Consider the following 25,561-nt stretch of genomic DNA (forward strand, 5'->3'; position numbering starts at 1 on the left):
AGTGCGGTCGGGTGGCCGATGGCGCCTGCGACATGGAGATCGCCGAGATTGAGGATCACGAACCGGCATGTCACCTGCCGGACTGTGCACCTCGCGATACAGAGAGCCATCACCTCCGTGTCCGGGTCCTGCCCGGCCGGAGGCGCTGGCTGCCGACGACTGACGACGGCGGCGGGTGCCGCTGCGACGGCGTGATCATCCGGTGCGGTGCAAACATGCACGCCCGGCGCCTACGCGTCACGGTCAGCCGGAATTTCCACCCTCGTGTCCCGCTCTGCTGAGTTCCCGCCATTCGCGCGGGGTCATGCCATACACCGCGCGGAACGAGCGGCTGAAGTGGGCGGGGTCGGCGAATCCCCAGCGGTGCCCAATAGACGCGATCGTGGCGGCCGCCCGGCCCGGCCTGCCTAGTTCGTGCCGGGCCTCCTCCAGCCGGCGCACCTGGATCCACCGGTGCACGGTCGTCCCTTCGCACTCGAAGAGCTTGTGGAGGTACCGCACCGAGATGTGATGAGCGCGGGCGATCGACTCCGGAGAGAGGTCCGGATCGGGCAGGTGCTGGTTGATGAAGGCGCGGATGCGCAGGGGCAGCGACCGCTGGGCGGTCTCCGCGAGCCGCTCATCCGGCGCGCACCGCTCCGCAGCCACGGCCTCCAGAAGACACACGGCGCTGGCGGCCACCCGTGAGCCATCCGCCTCTCCGTATGATCCGCTCTGCCCGGCGAGACGGTCGAGGAACGGGGCAACCAGACGTCCCAGCCCCTCGTCGCCCCGTACGGCCACGGCGCTCACGTTCCGAAGGTCGGCCTCCGGCAGGCCGAGCAGTTGACGCGGCAGCATGAAGACCTTCATCTCGAAGCGCTCGCGGAAGCCGAGCAGGTAGGGGCGGGTCGTGTCGTAAAAAGCGAGGTCACCAGGTCGCAGCAGCGCCTGCCGTCCGTCCTGCTCCACCACGGCCTCGCCCTTGCACTGCAGCCCGACATGTACGTACTCCTCGCCGGTGGCGATCAGACGAGTAGTCCGCGTCACGCACTGGGGATCCGCGTCGACGACGGAAAACCGCAAGCATCCCAACTGGTGAGTCGCGAGGGATCCGGAGAACGGGCCGGTAGCGCGGGCTGAGACGTTCAGCCGGACGAAAGTGGCGCAGACGACGTCATGCCAGTAGTCGAGCTGCTCATCCACCGGCAGTGTGTTAGTCGATACCACACCATTGATCATCAGGCTCATACTATTACCTCAAATGTCATTGGCAAGGCATCTGAGTATGGCCATCTCATGACGGGCGGCTTCCAGTTCCGTGCCCGGGTTGGATGCCGGGGACCGGTGACTCCCGGCCGTCGATGGCACTCAGCAGCCGGGACATCGAAGCGCCCGCCGGTGATTGGGTGTTGCCCGGCGGCTATCCCGAATCGGACGAGTCGCTGGCCGCGTGCGCGCAGCGTGAACTGGCAGAGGAAACCGGGCTGCAGAGAACCGTGCATCCAAGAGGTACACCGAAACCCGGAAGCAGCTGCCCCCGTCTTTGTCTGGAAAGTGGGTGAGATGGCTCGCGATCTCAGTGAGACTCAGGATACTCGGCACCGGTGAGCCGCATGCGGTGGATGGAATTGATCGGAGCCAGGGCAGACCCAGCCGAGGCGTGCGCGCCACCGCTGAGGATCTTCACGGTCTCCCGGACGCCCGCCGAGAGGGAGCGGGCCCGGTGCACGGGGCCGGTGCTGCCTCGGGGGAAAGGCTCGGGCACTGACCGCTCCGCACAGTCGCTCTCTTCCGGGTGGACGAGTCGGAAGGCGTCGGCCGGGAGACCTGAACAGTGCACTGCGAGCGTACTGGCTGTGCACTCCTGGTCAATTGGGCCCAGTCAGCGCTCGTAGCGTAGTCATCCGTTCCGCATCGCAAGAGTCACCAACCGAAATCGCCGATTCGGCGCATGGTCCGCCAGGTGAGGAGCACCGGGCGCTTGTACGGCACGAAACCGCCGGGAACGGCGACCTACGCCCGTACAGGAACAGTTCGCCGAGCCATTTCGGAAGGCCGAGGCCGAGCAGTCGCGACGCTACTCCGTAACCGAGAAGCTGTGCTTCTCCCACCCCGAGAACCAGGCATCATCCGAGCCGGCATGTCCAGGCGCCCCCGGCACTGGGTCGCCTTGGCGTCCGCTCCAACGGGTGCCAGGACTTGGCCCCTCAGGCTCAGAACCGTTCGAACGGCTATCTCAAGGAGGATCACGTGCCCGGCACCCACGGCGTCACCCCCCGGTACGGAGCACGCGGCGCCGCGCTCGGCCTCCTGGCGGCCTCGCAGTTCCTCGTCGTGCTGAACACCTCGATCGTCAACGTGGCGCTCCCCGCCATCAGTGACGATCTCGCTCTCTCGTCCTCGGGGCCGGCTTGGATCGTCAACGCCTACCTGGTGGCGTTCGGCGCGCTGCTGCTGGCCGGCGGCCGGCTGGCGGACCTCTACGGCCGCCGCCGCACTCTCGTCACCGGGCTGGTGCTGTTCACCACCGGTTCCTTGCTGGCCGTCGTCGCCTCCGGCGCCGGGCTGCTGATCGCGGCGCGTGCCGTCCAGGGAGTGGGGGCCGCGACGCTCTCACCGGCGGCCCTGGCGATCACGCTGGCCCTCTATCCGTCCGGGCCGGAAAGGGCCAGGGCGCTGGGCGTCTGGGGCGCGGTGTCGGCCGCCGGCGGCGCGGCCGGTGTCCTGCTGGGCGGGACGCTCACCGAGGCGCTGGGCTGGTGGTCGGTCTTCGCGGTGAGCGTCCCCGTCGGCCTGCTCGCCCTGGTCGCCGCGCCGCTCCTGGTCCCCGCCGACGGGCTGGGGCGGGGCGGCAGGCTGGACCTGCCGGGGACGGTCACGGCCACGTTCGGCCTGCTCGCGCTCGTCTACGGCCTCAGCGGCGCGGGAAGGAACGGATGGGCCTCCTCGCAGACCCTCGTGCCGCTCCTGGCGGGGGCGGCGCTGCTCGCCGCGTTCGTACTGATCGAGCGGCAGGTGGCCGACCCTCTGGTCCCGCCGGGCCTGCTGCGTACGGCCTCCGTCGGCAAGGGCAACCTCATCATGCTGCTGCTGGGCATGGTGTGGGTCGGCACCTTCTTCTTCCTGCCGCTGTACCAGCAGCGCGTCCTGGGTTACTCCCCCCTGGCCGCAGGGCTCACCCAACTTCCGCTGGCGCTCGCCCTCATGGCCGCCCCCGTGGTGGCCGGCAGAGTCGGTGGCACGCTCGTTCCGGGGCTGCTCGTGCTGGCGGCCGGACTCACCTGGCTGGCCCGCGTCCCCCTCGACGGTACGTTCGTGCGCGATCTGCTGGGCCCCTCGCTCCTCATCGGCAGCGGGCTGGGGCTGGCGTTCGTGCCGCTGACCGCGCTCGGCGTGACCGGGGTGTCCGTCGGAAGAGCAGGCGTGGCCAGCGGGCTGATCAACACCACCCGCCAGGTCGGGGGCGCCCTGGGGCTGGCCCTGTTCACCGCCGTCGCCGCCCTCGCCACAGCAGGGGACACACCAGGGGCCCTCGCAAACCGGCTACCGCTACGCCTTCCTCGCGGCTGCATTCGTCACGGTGCTCGCCGCAGGGCTCACCGCCATCTCGAGCGCTCGCGTGCAGCGGGCCACCACCTCATGAAAGGCATCCTGCCGTGAACAAGCCGTACCTGACAGGGCATTTCACCCCGGTCGTCGACGAGCTCACCTCCCGTGAGCTCACCGTAGAGGGCGCCTTGCCCCCGGAGCTCACCGGCCGGCTCATTCGCAACAGCCACAATCCCGAGCCAGGGGTCACGCCAACACACTGGTTCAAGGGCAGCGGCATGGTCCACGGCATCCGGCTGCGGGAAGGGCGGGCCGAGTGGTACCGCAACCGCTGGGTGCGCACCCCGGCCCTGGACGGCGCGCCGTACATGACCGAGCACGGCCCCGATCTGACCGCCAGCGTCGCAGGCACCCATGTGATCGAGCATGCCGGGCGGCTGCTGGCGCTGTGCGAGGCCAACTATCCCTTCGAGCTGACCCGGGAACTGGAAACCGTCGGCGCCTACGACTTCGGCGGAGCGCTGAAGACCATGATGACCGCACACCCCAAGCAGGATCCGGACACCGGCGAGCTGCATTTCTTCGGCTCCTCGCCCTTTCCCCCGTACCTCACCTACCACCTGGCCTCGGAGCGGGGCGAGATCCTGTTCAGCGAGGAGGTCGCGGACGCCTCGGCCGCGCTGAAGCACGACTTCGCCATCACCGAGAACCACGTGGTGTTCCTGGAGGGGTCCGTCACCTTCGACCACACCGAGACCTCCGGCATCCCCTACAGCTGGAGCGACACGCAGCGGGCGCGCATCGGGGTGATGCCGCGCGGCGTGGGCGGCGGGGCGCAGATCCGCTGGTTCGACGTCGATCCCGGCTACGCGCTGCACTACGCCAACGCCTACGAGGACGAGCGCGGGCGGCTCGTCATCGAGGGCCCGTCGGTGGATCGCGACGGATGGCGGCTGTCCTGGAACTGGTGGGTGGGCGCGCCCGACCGGGGCGCCGAGCTCACCTCGGGTTCCACCACCCGGCGCTGGACCGTCGATCTGGTGGCCGGGATAGCCAGTGAGCAGGAAATCGACGATCTCGTCGTGGAGTTCCCCACCATCAATGACGAGCGTTTGGGGCGGCAACACCGCTACCAGTACGCGATCTCCTTCCCCGACGACCGTGGTGGCGGTGCGCACGGCGTCGTGAAGTACGACTGGGACACCGGCGGTCGGCAGATCCTTCCGATGGGCGAGGGACGCCTGCTGAGCGAGGCAGTCTTCGTGCCCGCAGCCGGGGCCACCGCCGAGGACGACGGCTACCTGCTGACCGTGGTCAGCGACCTCGGTGCCGACGCCTCCCAGTTGCTCGTACTGGACGCCACCGATCCCGCTCGCACGCCGGTCGCCACCGTGCACCTCCCCCGCCGGGTCCCGGCCGGCATCCACGGCTCCTGGGTTCCCGACAGCGCGCTCTGACCCGGATGCGGCCAGGAACGCCCACACAGCGCACGTGACCAGGAGGCCACACCCATGTTCGAACCCCTGTTCATCGCCGACTTGACGCTGGCCATTGCGGCGACGGCCGCGGCCGCAAGTTCGACGCCCCGTCCTTCAACGGCCGGTCCCCTGGTCCGCAGATCCACTTCCATCAGAGTCAATGACAAACGCGAGGAGAAGTCTCATGTCTCATTCGATCGCTGCAGTTGACCGGCCCGTGCTCGAACCGGCCGCCGCCGAGTTCGCTGGTGCCACCGCCAACCCGCCCTTCCTGTTCGACCTCGCTCCGGCCGATGGCCGCAAGGCCGTCGACGAAGTACAGGCCGGCCCGATCGCCAAGCCCGAGGTGGCCGAGGAGTGGGTCACTGTCCAGGGCGGCCCGACCGGCACTGTCGAGGTCCGTATCGTCAGGCCCGCCGGTGCCACCGGAGACCTGCCGGTCATCATTTACATCCACGGCGCAGGCTGGGTGTTCGGCAACGCCCACACTCACGACCGGCTGGTGCGCGAACTCGCCATCGGTGCCTGTGCGGCAGTGGTCTTTCCCGAGTACGACCTGTCGCCCGAGGCCCGCTACCCGGTGGCCGTCGAGCAGAACTACGCGGTCGCCCGGTGGATCGTGGCCGACGGGGCCGGCAAGGGCCTGGACGCCTCCCGGATCGCCGTGGCCGGAGACTCCGTCGGCGGCAACATGGCTGCGGCTCTGACCCTGATGGCGAAGGAGCGCGGAGACGTACCACTGGTCCAACAGGTGCTGTTCTACCCCGTCACCGACGCCGCCTTCGACACCGGCTCCTACCACCAGTTCGCCGAGGGCTACTTCCTGCGCCGCGACGCCATGCAGTGGTTCTGGGACCAGTACACCACCGACGAAGCCGAACGCGCCCAGATCACCGCCAGCCCGCTGCGTGCCACCACCGACCAGCTCACCGGACTTCCCCCGGCCTTGGTCATAACCGCAGAGGCCGACGTCCTGCGTGACGAGGGCGAGGCCTACGCCAACAAGCTTCGCCAAGCCGGCGTCCCCGTCACGGCGGTTCGCTACCAGGGCATCATCCACGACTTCGTCATGCTCAACGCCCTGCGCGACACCCACGCCGCCGAAGCCGCCATCAACCAGGCCACCGCCACCCTGCGCACCGCCCTGCACCAAGGCTGACACCGGCCAGCAGGGGAGCCATGGTCCGCTCCGCCCGTCGCCGCCGACGACGGCCTCCGTTCGGCGGCGACGGGCGGCAGCGCTGTGCAGTGTCCTCGGTGATGAACCCGCAGACGCCGGTCAACTACCTCCGCTTCGGTGCCGGTGGGCATGCCGTGGAAACCGGCCAGTTCGTGACGATCTCACCGCGACCCAGGCCATCCGGGTCAACTGCGTGTGCCGTCGACTTGGTCGACCCCGAAGCACCCGTCGGCCAGACCAGGGGCATCAGATACCAGATCGACGACAGCGTGGCCGAGAGCTACCTCGAGCCGTAGGCAGTCCGCCAATGGTGGCTGTGTCTGTTTCTTCGGGAGGCGTGGGGGCGTTCACTAGATCAACATCGATGAGTTTGACGTCACTTGGGCAGCAGTCTGCCGGGGTGGGAAAGGCCGTGAAGGCTGCGCGAAGTGTGTGCGTCTGGCACCCGGTGGAGACTGGCGGAGCAGGGACTGGAAGGTGAGGAACCTATGCGGGCGGCCTATCACGAGGAGCTAGCCTCGATCAGAGACAGTCTGGTGGAAATGGCACACCTGGCCGGTTCGGCCATGGGCCGGGCCACCAGCGCTCTACTCGATGCGGATCTACAGCTCGCGGAGAGCGTGATCGCGGCCGATGTCACGGTCGATGCTCTGCAGCGGGATCTGGAGCACCGGGCGATCGCGCTGCTGGCGCGGCAGCAGCCGGTCGCCACCGATCTGCGCCTCGTGGTCACCTCGCTGCGCATGAGCGCGGATCTGGAGCGCTGTGGTGATCTTGCCCAGCACGTGGCCAAGCTGGCCCGGCTTCGCCACCCCGAACATGCGGTGCCAGGCGATCTGCGGCGCACCATTTTGGAGATGGGCCAGCTTGCGCAGAGTCTGATGGCGAAGGCCGCCGAAGTGCTCATCACCCCGGACGTCGACGCTGCGCTGCAGCTGGAGAAGGACGACGACCGTATGGACGAGCTGCACCGCATGATCTTCGAGCACCTGATGGACGACCGGTGGCAGCATGGTGTGGAAACGGCCGTGGACGTCACGTTGGCCGGCCGCTATTACGAGCGTTTCGCCGACCATGCCGTCTCGGTGGCCCGCCGCGTGGTCTACCTGGTCACGGGCAAGTACGCGGACGAACTGGCCACGGATCCGCCCGCGCCTGCGTGATCACTCCGGCCCTTGGACACGAGCGCAGCGGTCGAATCTCCTATTTGAGCGCTGACAACAATTCCGGCGCCCTGCTCGCAGGCGTGACAGGCATGGGCGTCAGTGCGCCGGTCCTGCACAAGCTCATCGGCCTCTGAGCAGGCAGCTGCACTCCAGGCATCAACCCGGGACCCCCGCGACTAATTCAAGTCACGACCCTGTTGTGTGACTGAATCCAGTGCAATGCTGTGACGGCGGTGATCCTCCAGCCCCCGGGCGGAGGCCCCACCACCACCCCTGGCCCCGCCTGTGTGCTGTCACTGGGCGGGGCCGCGCCCGTCCCTCCCGGCCTCCCCACGGGAGGGCCGACGGCTGCGCACTGGCCGAGTGGCAGATCCGGTACTGCGGACATATGTTCGGCGACGAGCGGCGGATTCTCGTATCTGTCATGCACCGAGAGGCACTGCTGTGAGCGAAGACATCTGGGGCTATCGACCGACTGCGGGATATCAGCAGGGGATCGACCTCGTCGGTTACAGGGTCGAAGCCAGCGACGGCCACATCGGCAAGATCGACAAGCATTCCGAAGACGTCGGCTCCTCCCACCTGGTCGTCGACACCGGAGTCTGGATCTTCGGCAAACGCGTACTGCTGCCCGCCGGCGTTATCGAGCGCATCGACACGGCCGCAGAAACGGTCTACGTCAACCGGACCAAAGACCAGATCAAAGACGCTCCCGAATTCGACGAGGCCAAGTACGCCGGCGAGCCCACCTACCTGGAGCAGTTCGGCCGCTACTACGGCCAGCCGCACATGTAGCAGGAGCGAACTCCGGTGCAGGGCACTCCATCCGCAGGAGGGAGTCCCCCTGCATCCCGTGCTACCGAGGCGCCTCGCCCGCCCCTCTCGCGCACACGGGGCCGATCAGTCGGTGGACAACGCCTGGAGGAGATCACCGACCTTCGGGTCCGGCAGGGCACGGGCGACGTCGGCCTGGGCGACCATGCCGACCAGAATGTGCCCGTCGATGACGGGCAGACGCCGGACCTTGTGCTCACTCATGGTGCGCAGGATCTCCTCGGCATCATCGTCGGCGCCGATGGTGACCGCCTCGCCCTGGGCGAGGTCACCGGCCTTCACCTCGGCAGGGTCCTTGCCCGCGCCCAAGACCTTCACCACAATGTCGCGGTCGGTGAGCATGCCCTTGAGCCTCTCGTCCGTGCCGCAGATCGGCAGCGCACCCACCCCCATCTCGGTCATCTTCTTCGCGGCCTCAAGCACCGTCTCCTGGGCGCCGATGCACTCGGCGCCCGCCGTCATGATCTCTCGGGCGGTCGTCATCCGGCAGCACTCCTTCTTCCACACCTACGGGTGCGGGCCACGCCGCTGAAGCGGACAAGCCCCTGGAACCCCATGGGTGCCCCGCACCAGCGCCCCCTAACGGCATCGCCCAGTCGTCCACCCGGCGGCGCTCACTCGACTGGGCGGATAGCTGACCGCGAACTTGGCCGCCCATCTTCAGTATTCTCGGGGCTTCCAGGCGCGGATCTCCAGGCCCACGATGACAGCGTCCGTCGAGACGTCCGGTGGCGGTGAGCCATGTGTGTACTGCGGCGGCGACGTCCCCGCCGGCGGCGTCGACCATGGCTTTGAACTGGACGCCGTCGAAGCCTTCCTCGCCCGAGCCGGGACCGCCGACGTTCTGACCGTAGGAGCGTTCCTCGGTGCTGTCGGGCCGCTTGACGACATTGCGCCGCACGCCGGGGGAGTCGGCCAGACGGCCGGCATCGTGCTTGAACGCCTTCTTCTTGGCCCGTACCGTAAAGGCAACCCGCCCGCCGTAGCGGGCCGCGTCTTCCACCACCGGATACAGCCGGGACGCTCCGGAAGCGATGTGCTGCTTCCCCGCCCGGGCCAGGGACGAAGTCCACTCCTTGTGCCGCTCGGCCAGCAGTTCGTCGGTGAGCCTCGCCGCCTCGTTGCGCTGGACCCGTCGACCGCGGCCGGTCGCACGCCTGGCTTTGTTCACGGGTAACGACAGCGGTTGTTCATGGGTTTGGGAGGCACCCCGATCCACGGTCGGGTGGTGTTCACGAGTTTTGACAGCACTGCCGTTCTTGCCAGGGGAGCGTCGGGATGCCCTTGGTGAAAGGTGCTGGTCATGCCGTGTCTCTGGTGTTTGCCGGAGTAGAAGGGCTGGGCGGTGGCGATACGGTCGATGGGGTGGGCGGTGGCGGTGGCGGTCCGGACGCTGAATCCGGCTGCGCGCTGGGTGTAGGTGCGGCCGTTGTTGGAAACCGCTCGTTGTCAGACCCACGCGCCACGCTTGGTCTATGCGAACACTCTTCAGCGGCGAAGTGCATGTGGGCTACGGTCAGCTCTACGTCTGCAGCGACGAAAGCCACTACCTCGAAAACTCCTTCGCCGGGCAGCGGACCGGGCTTTGCGGTGGGGCGGTGCCCGGCCATCTCTTTCTTCTGACTGGAATGCACACCGGCTGCGTCCCGATCACCGTTGAGCTGCACGAGACGGAGCCGTCCGTGGACGCCGACGTCTGGGAGGACATCGTGGAGGTGTCGTTCCGGCCCGTATCGGACGAGGTTGTGCTCGCCGAGTGGGGAGGCGGCTTGTATCCGCTTCCTCTCTCCGAGATCTCGTACCGGGTCCGGTACTACTGCCAGGGCATGGACGAGGCGCACAACGCCGTACGCGACGTGGGTGAGCCCGTGGTGGATGAGTATCTGCTGCGATTCTGGCCGAGCCCGCCGGCCCCGGACTGTGTGGTCAAGGAGACCAGCCAAGCCGCCGCCTATTGGCACGAGTTCGCGCGGGAGCAGCCCCCCGGCCCCACTCCCGAGGAGCAAGCCGAGGCCGAGCGCCAGGCCCGCGAGGGGAAGGAACACGCTGAGCTGCAACAGGAGATGGACGCGTGGGGCGGGCGCCTGCCCAGCGACCGGTTGCGGGATGTCCGGGACAAACTCCGGAGGTTCAAGGGCTATCCGAAGGGACTCGTGGGCCTTGATGCCGCACGCGTGCACGCGATCGACGCCACAGGTCCCGATGATCAGCGCGCGCTCGCCCGCTGGGCAGCGCACCGAGCCTGTGCGGCAGCAGGGCTCAGCGAAATCAACTGGGTAGCGCGCGGCCTGGCGGAGCTCGACCGGGGTGAGCCCTTCTCGCCGCCGCTGGACGACTCGCGACGGTTGCGGGACGCCGCGTTGTCCGACGCACGCGTTCCAAGGTCGCACGACGGAACCCCCGGCTTGCCCCAGGCCGCCGCCTTCGCCGCTCTTTTCGATGCTGCCGCTCCCGACCCCCTCAAGGCGGCGCTTGACGCCCTCCTCGCCGCGGCGGTCACCCATGACACCGACTGCTTCCACCTCTTCGCGGAGGTCCGCCGCACCTTCCCAGCGACAGCCATCGAGGTGAAGGCGGAGAGGATCGACCGCCAGTAGCGGCACCACGCGCTGACCGCCCATATCGCGCCCCGAGCGCAGCACCGTGCTCGGCTGGCCAGCTCAGACTGAGGATGGACAACGCTCACTGACGGCAGTGCCGTCATTTCCCGTGAACATCTGCGAGCGCGCTGATCGCTAACTGCTGTTGAAACTCGTCGACAAACGCTGCTGCTGAACGTGAACGAAGCCACACGCCTTCTGCGCGGCGTCATGCGGCTACCTCCCGATCTTCGCCCTCTGCGCAGTCGAGTACGTCGTGGTGTCGTCGTCGAACTGGTCGTCACCCGAGGCGCCGCAGTCGTGGCAGTGCCATTCGGCGCTCCAGGTGACGTCGCCCTCGCGGCCGCAGTCGTGATCCGAGGAGGCGGTGTCCTCGTCGTCCCACTGCGCTTCGCCGGACGCGCCGCATGCCGCGTGCTCCCACGTCCCGCCCCATGCCACCTCTGCGCTCACAGCTCGTCCGCCTCCAGGGCCTGCCTGCCGAGGTCCTGAAGGACGTAGAACTCCTCATCGGTGGTGGGGGTGGTCTGCTCCCAGGCCATGGCGCCCTTCAGGAGGTAGTCGCCGGGCTCACCCCGGTACGGCCAGTCGGGACGGACCGAGCTGTAAATGGCGTCGGTCCGGAAGGCGAGGATCGCCCCGGCCGGCAGGTGCAGCGCACCGGCTTACCCGTCTCCGGGTCAACAGTCCCGGAGCGATCCAACCACCTCGAAGATCATTTCGTTAGCAGTTCTTAGAGTCCCGTCGGCAGTAGGACCACAGTCCTGCCGCGGTGATGAGGGATGTCCAGAGCACGAACACCGTTGTCGCGATCGGCGTGGACAGATGGGAGCCGACGAGCGCTTGGGCGAATGACTGGTCTTCGCCGGAATAGGCGGTGACATCGGTGAGCATCGCCCGACCCGCAGCGAACGGCAGCCAGTCATTCACACCGTCCAGGCCCGGCAGGTAGCCGAGCAGGGCGCCTGCGATGCGCTCGCCGAGCAGCGGCCACAGGACCAGGAGCAGGACGGCGAGGACACGGCTGCGCAGCAGGGCAACGACGGCCAGGCACAGCAGCGCCCAGCAGCCCATCCACCCGGTGAAGCGTGCAGATGGAGCGAGGACTTCTCCCCAGGCCGGCTGTCGGTTGCCGGTTGCGCCCAGCATCACGGCGCACGAGAGGGTGCCGAGCAGCGCGCTGGTGGCGGCGACGCCTGCTCCGACGAGGAGGCCCACGGCGCACTTGGCTGCGTAGGCAGTGGCGCGTCCATTTACTGCAAGCCAGGTCGTCCGGGCGGCGCCGGCTACCAGATCGGTGGAGACCGGACCGGTGCCCAGGACCAGGACGAAGAAGCACAGGGCGGGGATCTGCGTCGCCAGGGGGGTCCAGGCGATCGCGTCCGCCACTACCGCAGAGCTGACCACATGTTGCTTGTCGGCGTCCAGGAGCACGGTAATGCCCGTCAGCATGCTCAGGGCTGCGACCACGCCGAGGAGGATCCATGTCGAGCGCAATGCGGTCAGGTGCCGCCACTCATAGCGGCATGCCCGGCCAAATGCGTCGGCGGGTGCGACGGCTCGCGGGGCCGTCATCGCGGCAGATGTCACGAGATCTTGAACTCCTCTTCCGCAATGCCCAGGTAGAAGTCCTCGAGTGAGGGTGCTTCCTCACATAGCCCGTACAACGGCACGCAGGCCTTGAGTGCGAGGGTGCCGATCTGTACGCGGTCCAGGCCTGTGACGGTGGCCTCTTGTCCGGTGGCGGGTGTGAGGCGTCCGCCAAGTTCGGCAACAAGGCGGGCCAGGGTCGGCAGGTCCGGTGCCTCCAGCCTCACAGCCCGAATGCCGGCGGCGCGTTCCAGCAGTTCCGTCATGGGGGCCGCTGCGACGACGCGGCCGCGGGTGAGCACGATGACACGGTCGGCGAGTTGCTCCATCTCGCCCAGGAGATGGCTCGACACCAGGACGGCTCGGCCCTGGTCTGCCTGCGCTCGGAGGAAGTGCCGCAGCCAGCGTATGGAATGGGGATCCAGTCCGTTCGCGGGCTCATCCAGGATGAGCACGGGCGGGTCGCCCAGCAGCGCCTGCGCGATGCCGACGCGCTGCGCCATGCCGAGCGACAGTTCGGTCAGTCGAAGCCGGGCGGCCTCGCCCAGTCCGACCGTGTCCAGGAGTTCGTCGACCCGTTTGTCTGCTACTGCGGATCCGGCCGCCACCATGCGCAGATGGGCGCGTACGCGGTGCTGGGGATGGCCTGCTACGCCGCCCAGTACCGCGCCGACCACTGTTCCGGGAGCGCCCCAGGCATGTAGCGGCCGACCGAGGAAGCGGGTCTGGCCTTCTCCTCGCAGCAGGCCCAGCAACAGCTGGATGGTTGTGGTCTTGCCTGCGCCGTTAGCTCCGACGAAGCCGGTCACGTCACCGGCGCGCAACTCGAGGGAGACGTTGTCCAGGACCCGCTTGGAGCCGAAGGAGTGGGCCAGATCCCGGGCTTCGACGAGTACGTCGCCTTTGTTCACAACAGGGCGCCGTTCAGCAGTGGGCGGGACGCCGGGTTGCTGGGCGGCCCTATCGGTGAGCATTTCGTCTGACGTACTCGGATAGCTTTGATTCATGTAGGGTTCTCTTGCGTTATCGCAAGGGGGAGGAAGTCTTCGGGGTCACCTGAACAGGCGTGGAAACCGAAGGTGCCGCACGGACTTCTTCCCCCGATTACCTTCTCCTGACCTTCGGCGTGAAATGCGCGGGTCATGTGTCTATTCCCCCACAAGGGCAATCAACTGCCAGGCCAGCACGGCGTGAACCAAAACGCACATCCCCCATGCGGCATTGCCTCGCGTCCCGTTCCGCAGCACGGTTGTCCATCCGGCGGCGATGAGTAGCGCGGACACCGTCCAAAGGATCCAGGACAGGGCAAGCCACAGTGTGGACGGCTCGGTGAGCAGTCTGACAAGCGCCAGTGGAGCCAGCACCACCAGCGGCAAGGCCCAAGTGCCTTCGGTCGCGGTGCGGGTGGTCTTGGTGTCAGTCATTCGGAACGCTCCGTGTCGCATGTCTTCAAGGCACCGAGTGTTGGCTGGGGCCGCCCGGGCGGCCCCTGCCAACACCACTCAGGCAGGGGGCCGCGTGCACTGCGGCCCCCGAGCCGTCATCAGTGGAGGGCGTTATAGATGTCCAGGAGCGTCAGGCCGGGAGTGATGGCCCTCAGCGGGGCCTTCTGCCACCAGGACAGTTCGTCGTACCACTTCTTGAAGGTGCTGAACTTGCCGCCGATGGCCCTGGCGAAGCCGCCCACCTTGCTGAAGGCAGCCCTGATGGCGCTCCACTTGCTGGCGGCTGCGAGCTCGCCACTGGCGATCTTGTTCATCTCGGTCCGCTCGGCGGCCGAGAGGTTCGCCGCCAGCGGGCTCGAAAGCAGGGTGCGTGCGGCCTGCTGAGCCTCGGTCTGCTGTGTGGCCGAAACCGCCTGAGGTGCAGCGGCCGGGGCCTGGGAGGCCTGGGCCAGGCCAGCAGTTCCGCCGAGGGCGATGGCGGCGACGGCCGAAACGGCCGCCATACGCAGAGTGTTGCGATTCACTTAATTCCCTTGCGTCGTCGCAAGGGGGAGGAAGCCCTTGTGGGCCACCTGGACAGGCGTGGAAAACCGACAGGTCCCCCCGGACTTCATTCCCCCGATTACTGTGTCGCGCCCTCGTGGTCAAGGAGGGCGACTCGGCACCTGTTGTTCTGGGCGCCGGGCACAGGTGCACTTTACCTGTGAATCGATCACTTGGCTACTGCCGAATCGGCCCGGGGCGGGCGGAGTTGGCGTGATGCTCGCTTGGGTCTGCAGTTTTATTGTCTGGTGAGAGGTTCCCCGTAAGTCCTGTTGGAGCCCCCATTCGGCATCGCGACGCTGAAGCCGTTGCGCAACTCACACAGAAGAACAGAAAGAACGTCAACAATGCCTCACAGGTGACCTATCTCGACAACCTGGACACGCATGTCGTCGAGATGCATTCAGACCATAAGGAAGCGCATTCCGTCCCCGGTACCCTGCGAGCCGAACGGGCGGCAGCGGCAGCGAGCCTCGGCCCCTCGGTGGCTGAGTGCCCGCCAGCAGGCGACATTGCGGCAACGCCACCCAGCGACGCCCTCAGGGTCCACTTCGAGCTCGAAGGCGAGGGGGGCCTCCGTCCAGGTGGGTGTCACCGGCTTCTTTGCAGTCCGGGCAGGGACGCGAGGGGATGGTGGTGCGCTCGGAACGGCGGTACAGCCGCTGGGTGGTGGTCTCCATGCGTTGACGGTGACACGAGATGGACGGTTTATCTGAGGTGGTATCCCCGCCGCCGCCTCGCAGGGCGCTCGTCCTTGCGGGTTACGAGGTCATTTGGATGGCGTTGAGGGCTCTCATTCGCTCGGGGCTGAGGCGGGCGCGCCGCCGGTGCTGATTGTTGATCCAGGCGCCGAGTCGGTAGCCATCACGATCGACGAACTTCTGCGGGACTTGGAGGTTGCCGCGCTCGGCGAGGTAGGCGCTCGCTGCGTCAGGCCGGCCTGACGCAGCGAGCGACAGCGCGGCCCCGCCCATGTGGCGGGGCCGCGCTGTCGCTCGCGTCTACAAGCGGGCCGGTCAGTTGGTGACCGGCCACTCCAGCGGTTCCTTGTAGAAGCCCTGGGTCAGCTCTACAGCGGCAGCCTTCTGACCCTCCGGGATGAGGAAGGCGGTACAGATCTTCTCCGACTGGCCCACGCTCAGCTGCTTGTCAGTGTCCGGCGCTGGGCAGTTGGGCCACTTCGCCTCGCCCATCAGGACGATGAGGGCACGGGTGCGCTGGCCGTTGACCGTCTTGACAACAAGGTCGTCGTCCATGTCGCCGACCTCCATGGCCTTGCCGCTCGTGTGAGTGAGCGTCGACCAAACGTAGACGGGAATCTGAGGGCCATCCTCCTTGTCCTTCTTCAGCCCGGAGTTGTCCATGTCAGCCTTCGTGCCGGTCTGCACCTTGGTCGGTGTGACCGTGTACTTGGCACCCGACGACGCCTGCATGTCGCTTTCCTTCTCCGGGCTGGCCTCACCCAGACGGAAGGTCTTCTTACCGTCCGATGCGTCCGAACCGGAGTCGGACGCGTGGGAGCCGGAGCCGGCCCGACTCTTGCCCGACCCTGAGTCGTTGCAGCCGGTCAGTGCCAAGCCCAGGGCGAGTACACCCGCCGCCGCCGGTATGGCACGAGTCCACGTACGCATCTCATCTCACTTTCCCCGTTGAATTCCCCGTTGTCCGGCCGGGGCAGCTCGCCCGCGCGACCGGAACCTCGATCTGACGCACAATCCTGCCAGAGTGCGATCATCACCACGCGAGGGGGCCGCACCCCTGCCGCGGTGCCAGCGCCGACCCCAGGTGGCGATCCGCCCCGTCACGTTCCAGCATCTGGCTCGCCCGACGCGCTGAACGAGTGCAAGGGCCAGCCGCGGAGAAGCCTCATCGCACCCCAGAGAGAACTTCATCAAGCCTCGAATGTGGACTCCAAGCCAGCCGGCTGCCCACGAACGACAGCCACAGTCCGGGTCTGCTGCAAGGTTGGGTGACAGGTTCGGTCACGCGGCCAGGAGGGCCGGAGTGGTCATGACGGTTTCGTATTCGACGGGAGTCAGCCGGCCGAGTGAGGGTTGTCTGCGGCGTCGGTGGTAGGTCCGCTCGATCCAGGTCACGATCGCGATCCGCAGTTCCTGGCGGGTGGCCCACTTTCGGCGGTCGAGGACATTCTTCTGCAGCAGGCTGAAGAAGGACTCCATGGCGGCGTTGTCGCCTGCCGCCCCGACCCTGCCTATCGAGCCGGCGATCTGGTGCCGGCCGAGCGCCCGGACAAACTTCCGGGACCGAAACTGTGACCCGCGATCGCTGTGCAGGACACACCCGGCGACGTTCTCACGCCGGGCAACAGCGTTGTCCAGCGCTGCGACGGCCAGGCGGGACTTCATTCGCGCGTCGATCGAGTAGCCCACGATCCTTTTGCTGAAGACGTCCTTGACCGCGCACAGATACAACTTCCCTTCCGCTGTGGGATGTTCGGTGATGTCGGTGAGCCACAGCATGTTCGGGCCATCCGCGGTGAAGTCGCGGCGGACGAGGTCGTCGTGCACCGGCGGGCCGGCCTTCTTGGTCCTGCTGCGATTCTTGCCGAACACGCTCCACCAGCGGTTGTCCCGGCAGATCCGCCACGCGGTCCGGTCAGCCATGCCAGCTCCCGCGCTTCGCGCTTCGTCGGCCAGGAAGCGGTAGCCGAACTCCGGGTCCTCACGGTGGGCGTCGAACAACGCGTTCGCGCGATACGCCTCCTTTAACGCGGCGTCGGCCACCGGCTCGTCGAGCCAGCGATAGTAGGGCTGTCTGGCGAGCTTCAGGACCCGGCACGTGACCGTGACGGGAACCCCGTCCACAGCGAGCTCTTTCACGAGCGGGTAGATCCTTTTCCCGGCAGGTTCGCTTGCGAGAGGTAGGCCGCGGCCCGGCGCAGGACCTCATTCTCCTGCTCCAGCAGCTTGATCCGCCGACGTGCTTCCCGTAGTTCCCTGCTCTCCTGGCTGGTCGTTCCGGGCTTTGCCCCGTCGTCGATGTCCGCCCGGCGCATCCACTTCCACAGGGTCATCGCGTGGACTCCGAAGTCGGCGGCCACCTGCTCGACCGTCACGCCCGGGCCGCGGTTCCTCGCGACCCGTACGACATCCTCGCGGAACTCTTCCGGATAAGGCTTGGGCACAGCGACATCCTTCCCACCCGCCCCACAGGGCAAGCCAGTTCAGATGTCACCCGATCGTGCAGCAGACCCTCCGGTGATCGCCGTGTCCCTGATCGGGCCACGTCCATCGGCACGCGGTGCGGCCCGGCGGTGTCTGTGGCTGCTAGGAGCCTCGGAGGGACGGGGCTTCGCGGCCGCGCGGCTCAGTTGCGCTGCGAGGATGGATCGTGCCCGTGGTGCACTGCGTTGCTCGATCGCTCGACGGTGCCGCGGCACACTCGCCCCGTACGTCGACTTCGCGGTCGTGGCGAGGGCGCCACTGCCGAACCTGGTCACCTTTGGCGAGGAGCGTGGTCGGCGACGGCTGCGGCTGCTGTCCTCGGCCGCCAACGCCTGCAGTCGCGACTACCTTGCCGAGACGGCTGATGGATCGGCGATGCCGGTGCTGAATGTGTTACGGCGCGACGGCGCCGGTCTAGTCCTCTTCGCCATGACGTCCCTCCGCGTCCTCGCCCTTGTGCTTTTTCTCCTGATCGTCTTCCTCTTCGTTCTCGCTCGGCCGGCTGACGGAGGCGTCGTCGGGTGCGGGCGAGACGGTGGGGGCCATAGCAGGATCGGGCGTTGGTGTCGGCACCAGGTCTGGATGCGCTGGGGCGGACGTTTCGCCGCGGGGAGTGTTCGCCGAGCTTTTGTCGGGTGAGAACCAAGCCACGCCGATCAGCACGGCGATGAGGAAGGCAGCGGCACCGGCGACGGCACTCGCCACCCTCGGCCGGCGCCTGACGAACTCGCGGGCGCCATGCCGCTGCGTGGGGACAGACCGGCGTCCTTGGCCCGGCTGCGCGTCAGTCGGCGGCAGCATGTATGTGGTCGCGAGCCCCGTCTCCGACGCATGCGCCGGGCCGGCTCCCAAAACCTGTGCGGGCGGGGGCGTCTCCGGCGCGGGCAGGGGTTCCCGGGCGCCTTGCCAGGCACCCGAACCGAACCAGTTGGCTACTTGCTGCGCGGTGGGCCGGTCCTCGGGCTGTTTCGCGAGCAGCCCCAGCAGATAGTTCTCGAATGCGGGTGGAAGGTCGGCGCCCCGCTGAAGGGGAGGAACCGGAGCGGCATCGATGTGCTGGTAGAGAGTGGCCGTGGCTGTGTCGGCCTGGAACGGCGGGCAGCCCGTCAGCAGTTGATAGAGCACGCATCCGAGGGAGTACATGTCGGAGGCCGGGCCCGCGGGCTGCCCCAGGGCGCGCTCGGGGGCCAGATAGAGACTGGTGCCGAGGATCTGCCCGGCGGTGGTCAGTGCGGCGGCCGGATCGTCGACGAACCTGGCAATCCCGAAGTCCCCGAGTTTGACCGTCCCGTCGGCGTCGGACATCAAGTTGCCGGGTTTGATGTCCCGGTGGACGATTCCCTGGCGGTGCGCGGAGGCCAGCCCGGCGGCCGTCTGGGCGGCGACAAGGGCAACTCGCCCCGACGGAAGTGCCCCCTCGGCGGCCAGCTCCTGGGCCAGGCTCCGGCCTTCTACAAGTTCCATCACCAGGTAAAAGCGACCGTCCCACGCCCCGAAATCGAACACCCCCACGACATGGGGGTGATTCAGACGGGCCGCCGTCTGCCCCTCCAGCCGGAAACGAGCAGCCGCTTCGGAGTCGGGCTCATCACCGAGAAGCAGCTTGACGGCCACGGGCCGCCCGAGCACTTCGTCTGTGGCCCGCCAGACCTCGCCCATTCCGCCGCGGCCGATGGGTGACTCCAACCGGTACCGATCCGCCACCAGCACGTGCGCACCAACCTTGATCCCGATCGACCCTGTGATCCAACCCGACGCCGACGGAACAACTTCACCGTACGAGTGAGGTGGTGGGGGACCGCGACGGCCTCAGCGTACCGACCGCGATCGTCGTGGGTGGCCGGGGCCTGAGCTCCGGAACGGCCCGGACTGCTTTCGCCCTGATAGTCGCGAACGACACCCCGCCAACGGCTATTCAAGCGGTCGCAGACTCGACGAGTTCAGTCCTCCCTGGGCTTCCAGGCGCGGATCTCCAGGCCCACGATGACTGCGTCAGGGTCGAGACGGCCGGTGGCGGTGAGCCATGTGTGTACCGCGGCGGCGAGGTCCCCGCCGGCGGCGTCCACCATGGCCTTGAACTGGACGCCATCGAAGCCTTCCTCGCCCGAGCCGGGACCGCCGACATTCTGACCGTAGGAGCGTTCCTCGGTGCTGTCCGGCCGCTTGACGACATTGCGCCGCACGCCGGGGGAGTCGGCCAGACGGCCGGCATCGTGCTTGAACGCCTTCTTCTTGGCCCGTACCGTAAAGGCAACCCGCCCGCCGTAGCGGGCCGCGTCCTCCACCACCGGGTACAGCCGGGACGCTCCGGAAGCGATGTGCTGCCGACCGGCCCGCGCCAGGGACGAAGTCCACTCCTTGTGCCGCTCTGCGCCCCTTCCCACCGTCTTCTCGGCACGCACGACATCCCTGCTCCGCACGCGCGCCCTCTTGCCTTCTCTGGTCAGCCGCGGCTGGATGTGGGCTGCGGCCAGGGCCTTGAGGCTGTCGATGCCGCGCGGGCCGCCGGCCTGGACCTCCTGCACCACGGCCCGCAGCGCCTCCACGAAGCTTGCGCCCTTGTTCCTGGTGAAGAACTGGCTGACCAGGGAGGGGTTGCGGCCGAGGATCTCGCCGACCTGCTTCTTCGAGAACCCTTCCGCCATCAACTGCTCGGTCAGCCGGGCCGCCTCGTTGCGCCGCTGGGCCCGTCGACCGCGGCCGGTTGCCCGCCTTCTGCGCGGCGTCATGCGGCTGCCTCCCGATCTTCGTCGTCGGCGCACTCGTGATCGGAGTACGTCCTGGTGTCGTCGTCGAACTGGTCGTCACCCGAGGCGCCGCAGTCGTGGCAGTGCCATTCGGCGCTCCAGGTGACGTCGCCCTCGCGGCCGCAGTCGTGATCCGAGGAGGCGGTGTCCTCGTCGTCCCACTGCGCTTCGCCGGACGCGCCGCATGCCGCGTGCTCCCACGTCCCGCCCCATGCCACGTCCGCGCTCACAGCTCGTCCGCCTCCAGGGCCTGCCTGCCGAGGTCCTGAAGGACGTAGAACTCCTCATCGGTGGTGGGGGTGGTCTGCTCCCAGGCCATGGCGCCCTTCAGGAGGTAGTCGCCGGGCTCGCCCCGGTACGGCCAGTCGGGACGGACCGAGCTGTAAATGGCGTCGGTCCGGAAGGCGAGGATCGCCCCGGCCGGCAGGTGCAGCGCACCGGCCTTCACCGGCTTACCCGTCTCCGGGTCCTTGGTGCCGGTGCTGGCCGACAGCAGCGCGGCCCGGGCCGCCGACCAGACACCGGCCGCCCACTCCGGGTGCGCGAACGGGTCCCGGGCGAAGCCCCCGTTGCGCTCCCAGGTGACATGCGTGTCCGAGATGCCGGTCAGCCGCGCACCATCCGGGATCTCAGGAACCGCGCCACCCGCGCCCAGCTCGAGCGAACCGGTGGTGATGCGGGGCCGCTGCGCGAACGTGCCGATGCCGTACAGCAGGATCGACCGCACCGCGCGCGAGGCGAGCCGCGCTGCCTGGCGCTGCCGCTCGTCGCCATGGACTTCGGCCTGCGCTCGCAGCGACTGCCACGCGTCCTTCAGCTTGTTCGCCCAGCCCTTGAGGGGGTCACCCTTCTCCCAGACCAGACCGTCCAGGATCTCGATGCGCCACGGCTGGAGCGGGTTGCGCAGCGCCAGGTTGACCTCGGCGCCACCCGCCCACGTCACGAAAGTCCGGCCGCCCTCGTACGGGTAGTGCCAGGCCCGCTCCCCAGGTGCCGGCGCGGGCAACAGGCCCACATGGTCCCAGTCCTTCGGGATGGTCACCCGCACCTGCCAGTGCGAGGGGGCGAACAGCGCGTCGGTCTGCTCCTTCTCGCTCATAGCGGCGAACGCGGCCGCCGTCACCCGCTGCGGCACACCGACACCGGAGGACCAGGTGTGCTTGGCGTAGGCGAACGTCCGGTCGACCTCGTACCAGCCGGGCACCCGCTCCGGCACGCGCGGCGGGGTGATCAGCTCGGTGCGGCCCTGCCCGGCGGTGGCGTGCAGCAGGCCGCGGATCTCCTGGCTCATGACGGGGAATCCGTCCGCCCAACGGGCGCCGGCCTTCGCGGGAATGGTCCGAGACCACAGGTCCCGGCCCGTCTGCGACGGGGAGCCCATCAGCACCACATCGTCCCAGTGCCGCTTCAGGGCCTTCCACAGCAGCACGAACGCCTCGCGGACAGTGGCCGGGTCGGCGCCGGCCGCATCGAACCACTCGCCCACGCTGCGGATTTCGGTGTGCTGGTCCTTGCCGCGCTGCCAGCGGCCCACCGGGTTGCGCGGGTGGACCAAGTGCCCGGCCTGCCGGTCCTTACCGCGCGAGGACTCCACCGTCCAGCCCTGCGGAAGCGGACCGTTCAGCCACTCGGAGACCGCATCCTTCAAGAACTGGTGCCGCTCGGCCTCCCGGTGCCACGGGTCACCGGCGGTGACGTAGATACGCTCCACATCCGCCGGGACCGTCGCGTACACCGCAGTGAGGATCTCCGCGACGCTCGCGCCCTCCAGGTCCAGCGTCACCGCTCCGCCCTGCCACACCAGCACGCCGGTCGCGGTATCCAGGAACGCCATCTGCCGGGCGGCCTGCTTGAAGTTGGGCCGGGTCGACGCCAGGTTCGGCTCGGCCCTAAACCAGCGGTCGCCCGCCTCGCCCTCCGGGATCGACGGCAGCTCCCGCTCCTGCGCCCCGTCCGGAACGGGCGCCGGAACCGGGGCGACCGGCGCGGGGGAGGGGGCCGCCGCCTCGGCGGTGACCTCGTCGTCGGCCCGCAGCTCTTGGCGCTCGTCGTCGTCCCGGCCCGCCTGAGGCTCGACCACGCCAACGGTCGACTCGGGCTGGCCAGACGGACGAAGGTCCGGCGCCAGGGCACCAGCCGGTACCTTGATCGCCTCTGCACGCGACTGCGCCTCTGTACGATCTTCGGCGGCGGAATCGGTCGTCGACGGCTCCACGGGCGCGCTGGCGGGCACCTGGGGGCCCAGAGAGGGCACCAGGGCGACCACGTCGATCACAGAAACGCCGGCCGACGTCGCGAGCCGGTCGGCCTTCGCCTTCTCGTACGCGCCCAGCGTCCGGACCTTCTTGTCGCGTTCGGCATGCAGTTTCGCCAACTGCCGCTCCAGCGGCTTGATCGCGTCCCGTACCTTTCGGAGCTCAGCGAGGCCTTCGGTGAAGTCTTTGGCGTCCATCAACTACCCCTTCGGCGCGGGCTGTTCGGTCCGGTACACGGCACGGTCGGCGTCGGTCTTAACGAGGAGCCCGGTGTCGGCGATCCGACGCAGGAGCTCACGGGCCCGCTTCACACTGACCTCGATCCCGGCCGCCGCCAGCGCCGCCACGGCCCGGTCGGGGCCCCAGGTGCCGCATCCGCTTCTGACGGCCTTGGTCAGGATGCTCAACTGCGTCGTGCCGAACTCCATGTCGTCGACCCGAGCCGAGGCCTCCCGAAACGCCAGCAGCAGCTCCTCCGTCATGCGGAAGCCGACCGCGCGCTGATAGCCGGCAACGTCGGCGTTGTACTCAGCTTCGATAGGCCGGGGCATCCCCTCGGGCCACCAGCCGTTCCGCACACCGCGTTTGAGGGCCTGAGTGATGGGGCCGGTGTGACCGCGCATCGCTTTGCCCTCCTCGCGCAGCTCCTCGGCCGCGACGTAGCCGTCGCCGTCGACCGCGGCGCGGATGACGCGGGCGGCGCGCGCCGGCAGATTCCGCAGCAGGGTGGCGGCCCGTTCCTCGGTCCACTCCGTATCGGTGACCAGGGTGAGGGTGTCGCTGTGGGCGGTGATCAGTGCGAGCAGCTTGTCCCGGAACGCCTCGTCGGGGTCTTCGATGATGATCCGCATTCACAGCCTCTGAGAACTGATGTCGAGTAGATGTAAGTAGAGCATGGGGGATGGCACTCCTCTCTGTCCAGTTCTATCTGACATCTACTCAGAGAAAGTAGACCAGCGGACCCGTCGTGCGTCGGGAACCCCCTGAGCTGGCTTCGTAGGTGACGGTGGACTCCACTTGTAGGTCAGTTCTGACTCCACCCGGTGCGTGGGGGACCCGATTTTGTTGGTGAGAAATGACTCCACATGGTGGCCCCGCTGTGGCGGTTGAGCCCGTGTCCGGTCAGGGGCTTGAGGGCGCTAGTGTCGCGTGCTTGAAGTCTATTTACGCTTGATCTTGTCGAGGATCTAATTGGCATCCGGGTCGCCGCGCGCGGCTCGGGCGCGGCGCCTTCGAGGACCCCCGCATGCTGCGCTACCTCCCTGCCCGCACGGCCTGGACACCTCAGTTGCGTAGCCAGGGTCCGTCCCGCCATGACAGGACCGCGTTGGCGTTCCGCTGAGCGGACCCCTGCATGACACGGCGGGCCCTCCCCTGCAGGCTCTGCAGAGCAATGCACTGACGGCAGCGACCAGGAGGCATGAAATGAGAAGCAAGTTACGGCGACGTGGCGTCATAGTGGCAACAGTCGCGGCCCTGAGCGTCGGTGGGCTGGTGGTGGCCACCGGCAGCGCATCCGCCGCGGCCGCGTTGATCCACGTCACCTCGAACACCGGGTTGGGCGTCTACAACGCCCCCCACACGGCCAGCGGCAAGGTCGGAGTCCCGGACATGGGACTCGGAGACGCGATCGTCGCCAACTGCTGGGACCGCGGCGACAACATCGGCCGCGGAAACGTCTGGTACCACACGTTGTCAGAGCGTTACACCGCCAGCACCGGGCAGGAACTATTCGTCACCGGATGGACGTACGGGGCGTACGTAGACGGCAACGCGGCGTTCCACGCCGGGGCCATTCCGGAGTGCTGAACCGACACCACTGGAGTCAAAACCCACCCACCGCTGGCCTCAAAACTCACCTACAAAGCCATCCTGAGCTCACCGGACCTGGCCGCTGGCTGCGCTCGGACCACCGCCCCAGGAGCACGCGCAGGAAGGATGGGGAGAGGCCGGTGCGGCCGAACTCCTCGCCTTGCCGTCGGGGGAGCCCTCTCAGTGCACCGTGAGCAGTACATCCGTGGTCTACGGGCAGCACGTGAGGGCGCTCGAGTGCACACCGGAATCCAAGCCGGGATGACGGCGCAACTGCTCCAACAAGCGAACAGCCAGGCCGAGTCGTGCACGTTGGGGCACCGGCGCGGCACCCGGGCAGGTGTCGGCCTCCCGTGGGGAGGCCGGGAGGGACCGGGGCCGCGCCGGGCGCCAACACGCGGGCATGACTGGAAAGCGTCAGGGCGGCCTGAAAGGGGCGCGAGCTACGGGGCGGATTCGGACGAAGGCGAGCGGGCGCCACCGAATGGGCTGGGCATCCGGTCGTGGATCACAGCCGAGATATAGGCGAGCGGCTCGGGCGCCAGGAAGGCCGACGTGGTCGGCTCACCTCCCGGGGCGAGGACGTCGTAGCGGGGAGCGAGTGCGTGGAGCAGAACCTGAGCGTCCCGGAGCGCCGCAGCGTGGAATGCTGCGGCCTCCTCGGAGTCCTTCACGTCGACGTACCCCTGGCTCATGAACATGTCGTCGGCCCAATCCCCCTCGGCTTCTGAGCCATTGAGCACGACACACACCTTGCCTGCCTCGAAATCGGAAATGACCGCGTGCGCGCGGCCTTCGCCCAGCCCCGTCAGCCGGCTGCGCACCCGCTTGACCAAGGCATAGGCGTCAAGCATCCGCTGAACGGCATCGGCGTCGAGTCGCCCGCTGACTGCGTTCGCGATGGAATCCGGGCCGAGGCCGGCGTCCTGGGAGCGCAGGATCTGCCCATGCAGGTCTCGGTGCGCGGACTGGACCGCGGACTGGACCGCGGACTCGGCCCGGCAGATGGCCCAGCAGGCATTGGCCAGTTTGGCCTGCTCCATCTCATCTTCACTGGCCTGCACCAGGGCAACGGGGTCGCCGCTGGTGTCCTCGTCCGGCCAGACCCGTACTCGAACCAGAAGTTCAGGAAGGTCACCCTCGTCGGGATAAGCGTCCTGCGCGACTTTTCGATCCAGAGCACGATCGGCAGGTA

26 protein-coding genes are annotated in these 25,561 nt (G+C 68.0%); 10 read left to right on the forward strand and 16 right to left on the reverse strand.

Annotation, left to right across the window (positions count from 1 at the left end; translation table 11 throughout):
• Nucleotides 1-243: 243 nt before the first annotated feature.
• Nucleotides 244-1,230 carry a helix-turn-helix domain-containing protein gene (locus QFZ67_RS38295; protein ID WP_307665610.1) on the reverse strand — a complete coding sequence of 329 codons (987 nt, stop codon included), beginning with the start codon at nt 1,228-1,230 and terminating at the stop codon, nt 244-246.
• Nucleotides 1,231-1,343: 113 nt separating this feature from the next.
• On the opposite strand from QFZ67_RS38295, the gene QFZ67_RS38300 reads away from it, so the two are divergent.
• The 7 genes from QFZ67_RS38300 to QFZ67_RS38330 all read left to right on the forward strand — a co-directional run bounded on the left by QFZ67_RS38300 (nt 1,344) and on the right by QFZ67_RS38330 (nt 8,150).
• Entirely contained in the window at nt 1,344-1,544 is a 201-nt protein-coding gene (locus QFZ67_RS38300) for an NUDIX hydrolase (protein ID WP_307665611.1), read from the forward strand.
• Nucleotides 1,545-2,232: 688 nt separating this feature from the next.
• Nucleotides 2,233-3,642 carry an MFS transporter gene (locus QFZ67_RS38305; protein WP_307665612.1) on the forward strand — a complete coding sequence of 470 codons (1,410 nt, stop codon included), beginning with the start codon at nt 2,233-2,235 and terminating at the stop codon, nt 3,640-3,642.
• On the forward strand, nt 3,639-4,988 hold the full coding sequence (locus tag QFZ67_RS38310) for a carotenoid oxygenase family protein (RefSeq protein WP_307665614.1): 1,350 nt from the start codon (nt 3,639-3,641) through the stop codon (nt 4,986-4,988). Before QFZ67_RS38305 ends, QFZ67_RS38310 begins: the two co-directional genes overlap by 4 nt.
• Before the next feature lie 205 nt (nt 4,989-5,193).
• Complete coding sequence (locus tag QFZ67_RS38315) at nt 5,194-6,168, forward strand: alpha/beta hydrolase (RefSeq protein WP_307665615.1); 975 nt, start codon at nt 5,194-5,196, stop codon at nt 6,166-6,168.
• 20 nt (nt 6,169-6,188) lie between these two features.
• Complete coding sequence (locus QFZ67_RS38320; protein ID WP_307665616.1) at nt 6,189-6,485, forward strand: hypothetical protein; 297 nt, start codon at nt 6,189-6,191, stop codon at nt 6,483-6,485.
• 192 nt (nt 6,486-6,677) lie between these two features.
• Nucleotides 6,678-7,352 carry a phosphate signaling complex protein PhoU gene (gene phoU, locus QFZ67_RS38325; RefSeq protein ID WP_307665617.1) on the forward strand — a complete coding sequence of 225 codons (675 nt, stop codon included), beginning with the start codon at nt 6,678-6,680 and terminating at the stop codon, nt 7,350-7,352.
• A gap of 447 nt (nt 7,353-7,799) precedes the next feature.
• The gene (locus QFZ67_RS38330; protein ID WP_307665618.1) at nt 7,800-8,150 is read left to right on the forward strand and encodes a PRC-barrel domain containing protein; all 351 of its coding nucleotides are present in this window, start codon (nt 7,800-7,802) and stop codon (nt 8,148-8,150) included.
• A gap of 105 nt (nt 8,151-8,255) precedes the next feature.
• Here QFZ67_RS38330 and QFZ67_RS38335 read toward each other — a convergent pair whose 3' ends face one another.
• Nucleotides 8,256-8,672 (reverse strand): CBS domain-containing protein, encoded by a 417-nt coding sequence (locus QFZ67_RS38335; protein ID WP_307665619.1) that lies wholly within the window; start codon nt 8,670-8,672, stop codon nt 8,256-8,258.
• Between the two features lie 220 nt (nt 8,673-8,892).
• Here QFZ67_RS38335 and QFZ67_RS38340 point away from each other — a divergent pair, with 220 nt between their 5' ends.
• Nucleotides 8,893-9,366: a hypothetical protein gene (locus QFZ67_RS38340; RefSeq protein WP_307665620.1), complete on the forward strand. Its 474-nt coding sequence runs from the start codon at nt 8,893-8,895 to the stop codon at nt 9,364-9,366.
• 298 nt (nt 9,367-9,664) lie between these two features.
• Nucleotides 9,665-10,786 carry a hypothetical protein gene (locus tag QFZ67_RS38345; protein WP_307665621.1) on the forward strand — a complete coding sequence of 374 codons (1,122 nt, stop codon included), beginning with the start codon at nt 9,665-9,667 and terminating at the stop codon, nt 10,784-10,786.
• Between the two features lie 219 nt (nt 10,787-11,005).
• Here the strand turns inward: QFZ67_RS38345 and QFZ67_RS38350 are convergent, their stop codons facing one another.
• From QFZ67_RS38350 to QFZ67_RS38405, 13 genes are all read right to left on the reverse strand, one after another.
• The gene (locus QFZ67_RS38350) at nt 11,006-11,242 is read right to left on the reverse strand and encodes a hypothetical protein (RefSeq protein ID WP_307665622.1); all 237 of its coding nucleotides are present in this window, start codon (nt 11,240-11,242) and stop codon (nt 11,006-11,008) included.
• Between the two features lie 270 nt (nt 11,243-11,512).
• Complete coding sequence (locus tag QFZ67_RS38355; protein WP_307665623.1) at nt 11,513-12,379, reverse strand: hypothetical protein; 867 nt, start codon at nt 12,377-12,379, stop codon at nt 11,513-11,515.
• Nucleotides 12,376-13,290 carry an ABC transporter ATP-binding protein gene (locus QFZ67_RS38360; protein ID WP_307665624.1) on the reverse strand — a complete coding sequence of 305 codons (915 nt, stop codon included), beginning with the start codon at nt 13,288-13,290 and terminating at the stop codon, nt 12,376-12,378. The genes QFZ67_RS38355 and QFZ67_RS38360 overlap by 4 nt, the downstream gene beginning before the upstream one ends.
• 237 nt (nt 13,291-13,527) lie before the next feature.
• Nucleotides 13,528-13,803 carry a hypothetical protein gene (locus tag QFZ67_RS38365; RefSeq protein WP_307665625.1) on the reverse strand — a complete coding sequence of 92 codons (276 nt, stop codon included), beginning with the start codon at nt 13,801-13,803 and terminating at the stop codon, nt 13,528-13,530.
• 119 nt (nt 13,804-13,922) lie between these two features.
• A complete protein-coding gene (locus QFZ67_RS38370) occupies nt 13,923-14,327 on the reverse strand; it encodes a hypothetical protein (RefSeq protein ID WP_307665626.1) in 405 nt (134 codons plus the stop codon).
• An 801-nt stretch (nt 14,328-15,128) separates the two neighbouring features.
• Nucleotides 15,129-15,341: a helicase associated domain-containing protein gene (locus QFZ67_RS39280; RefSeq protein WP_373430184.1), complete on the reverse strand. Its 213-nt coding sequence runs from the start codon at nt 15,339-15,341 to the stop codon at nt 15,129-15,131.
• Between the two features lie 42 nt (nt 15,342-15,383).
• Complete coding sequence (locus tag QFZ67_RS38375) at nt 15,384-15,998, reverse strand: hypothetical protein (protein WP_307665627.1); 615 nt, start codon at nt 15,996-15,998, stop codon at nt 15,384-15,386.
• Between the two features lie 351 nt (nt 15,999-16,349).
• Nucleotides 16,350-17,512 (reverse strand): IS3 family transposase gene (locus tag QFZ67_RS38380; protein ID WP_307665628.1). Its coding sequence is split into 2 segments (ribosomal slippage): nt 16,350-17,225 and nt 17,228-17,512, totalling 1,161 coding nucleotides; the frame shifts between segments, so codons are not numbered across the junction.
• 454 nt (nt 17,513-17,966) lie between these two features.
• A complete protein-coding gene (locus QFZ67_RS38385) occupies nt 17,967-19,262 on the reverse strand; it encodes a serine/threonine-protein kinase (RefSeq protein WP_307665629.1) in 1,296 nt (431 codons plus the stop codon).
• Between the two features lie 230 nt (nt 19,263-19,492).
• Entirely contained in the window at nt 19,493-20,281 is a 789-nt protein-coding gene (locus QFZ67_RS38390; protein ID WP_307665630.1) for a hypothetical protein, read from the reverse strand.
• A complete protein-coding gene (locus tag QFZ67_RS38395; RefSeq protein WP_307665631.1) occupies nt 20,278-20,529 on the reverse strand; it encodes a hypothetical protein in 252 nt (83 codons plus the stop codon). Before QFZ67_RS38395 ends, QFZ67_RS38390 begins: the two co-directional genes overlap by 4 nt.
• Entirely contained in the window at nt 20,526-22,751 is a 2,226-nt protein-coding gene (locus QFZ67_RS38400; protein WP_307665632.1) for a Mucin-19, read from the reverse strand. The genes QFZ67_RS38395 and QFZ67_RS38400 overlap by 4 nt, the downstream gene beginning before the upstream one ends.
• A 3-nt stretch (nt 22,752-22,754) precedes the next feature.
• Nucleotides 22,755-23,405 (reverse strand): hypothetical protein, encoded by a 651-nt coding sequence (locus QFZ67_RS38405; protein WP_307665633.1) that lies wholly within the window; start codon nt 23,403-23,405, stop codon nt 22,755-22,757.
• A gap of 574 nt (nt 23,406-23,979) precedes the next feature.
• On the opposite strand from QFZ67_RS38405, the gene QFZ67_RS38410 reads away from it, so the two are divergent.
• On the forward strand, nt 23,980-24,363 hold the full coding sequence (locus QFZ67_RS38410; RefSeq protein WP_307665634.1) for a hypothetical protein: 384 nt from the start codon (nt 23,980-23,982) through the stop codon (nt 24,361-24,363).
• A gap of 446 nt (nt 24,364-24,809) precedes the next feature.
• On the opposite strand, the gene QFZ67_RS38415 is transcribed toward QFZ67_RS38410, so the two are convergent.
• Nucleotides 24,810-25,430, reverse strand: a complete 621-nt coding sequence (locus tag QFZ67_RS38415; RefSeq protein WP_307665635.1) for a hypothetical protein — start codon at nt 25,428-25,430, stop codon at nt 24,810-24,812.
• Nucleotides 25,431-25,561: the final 131 nt, after the last annotated feature.

The sequence above is a fragment of the Streptomyces sp. V1I1 genome, from assembly GCF_030817355.1.
GTDB lineage: Bacteria > Actinomycetota > Actinomycetes > Streptomycetales > Streptomycetaceae > Streptomyces.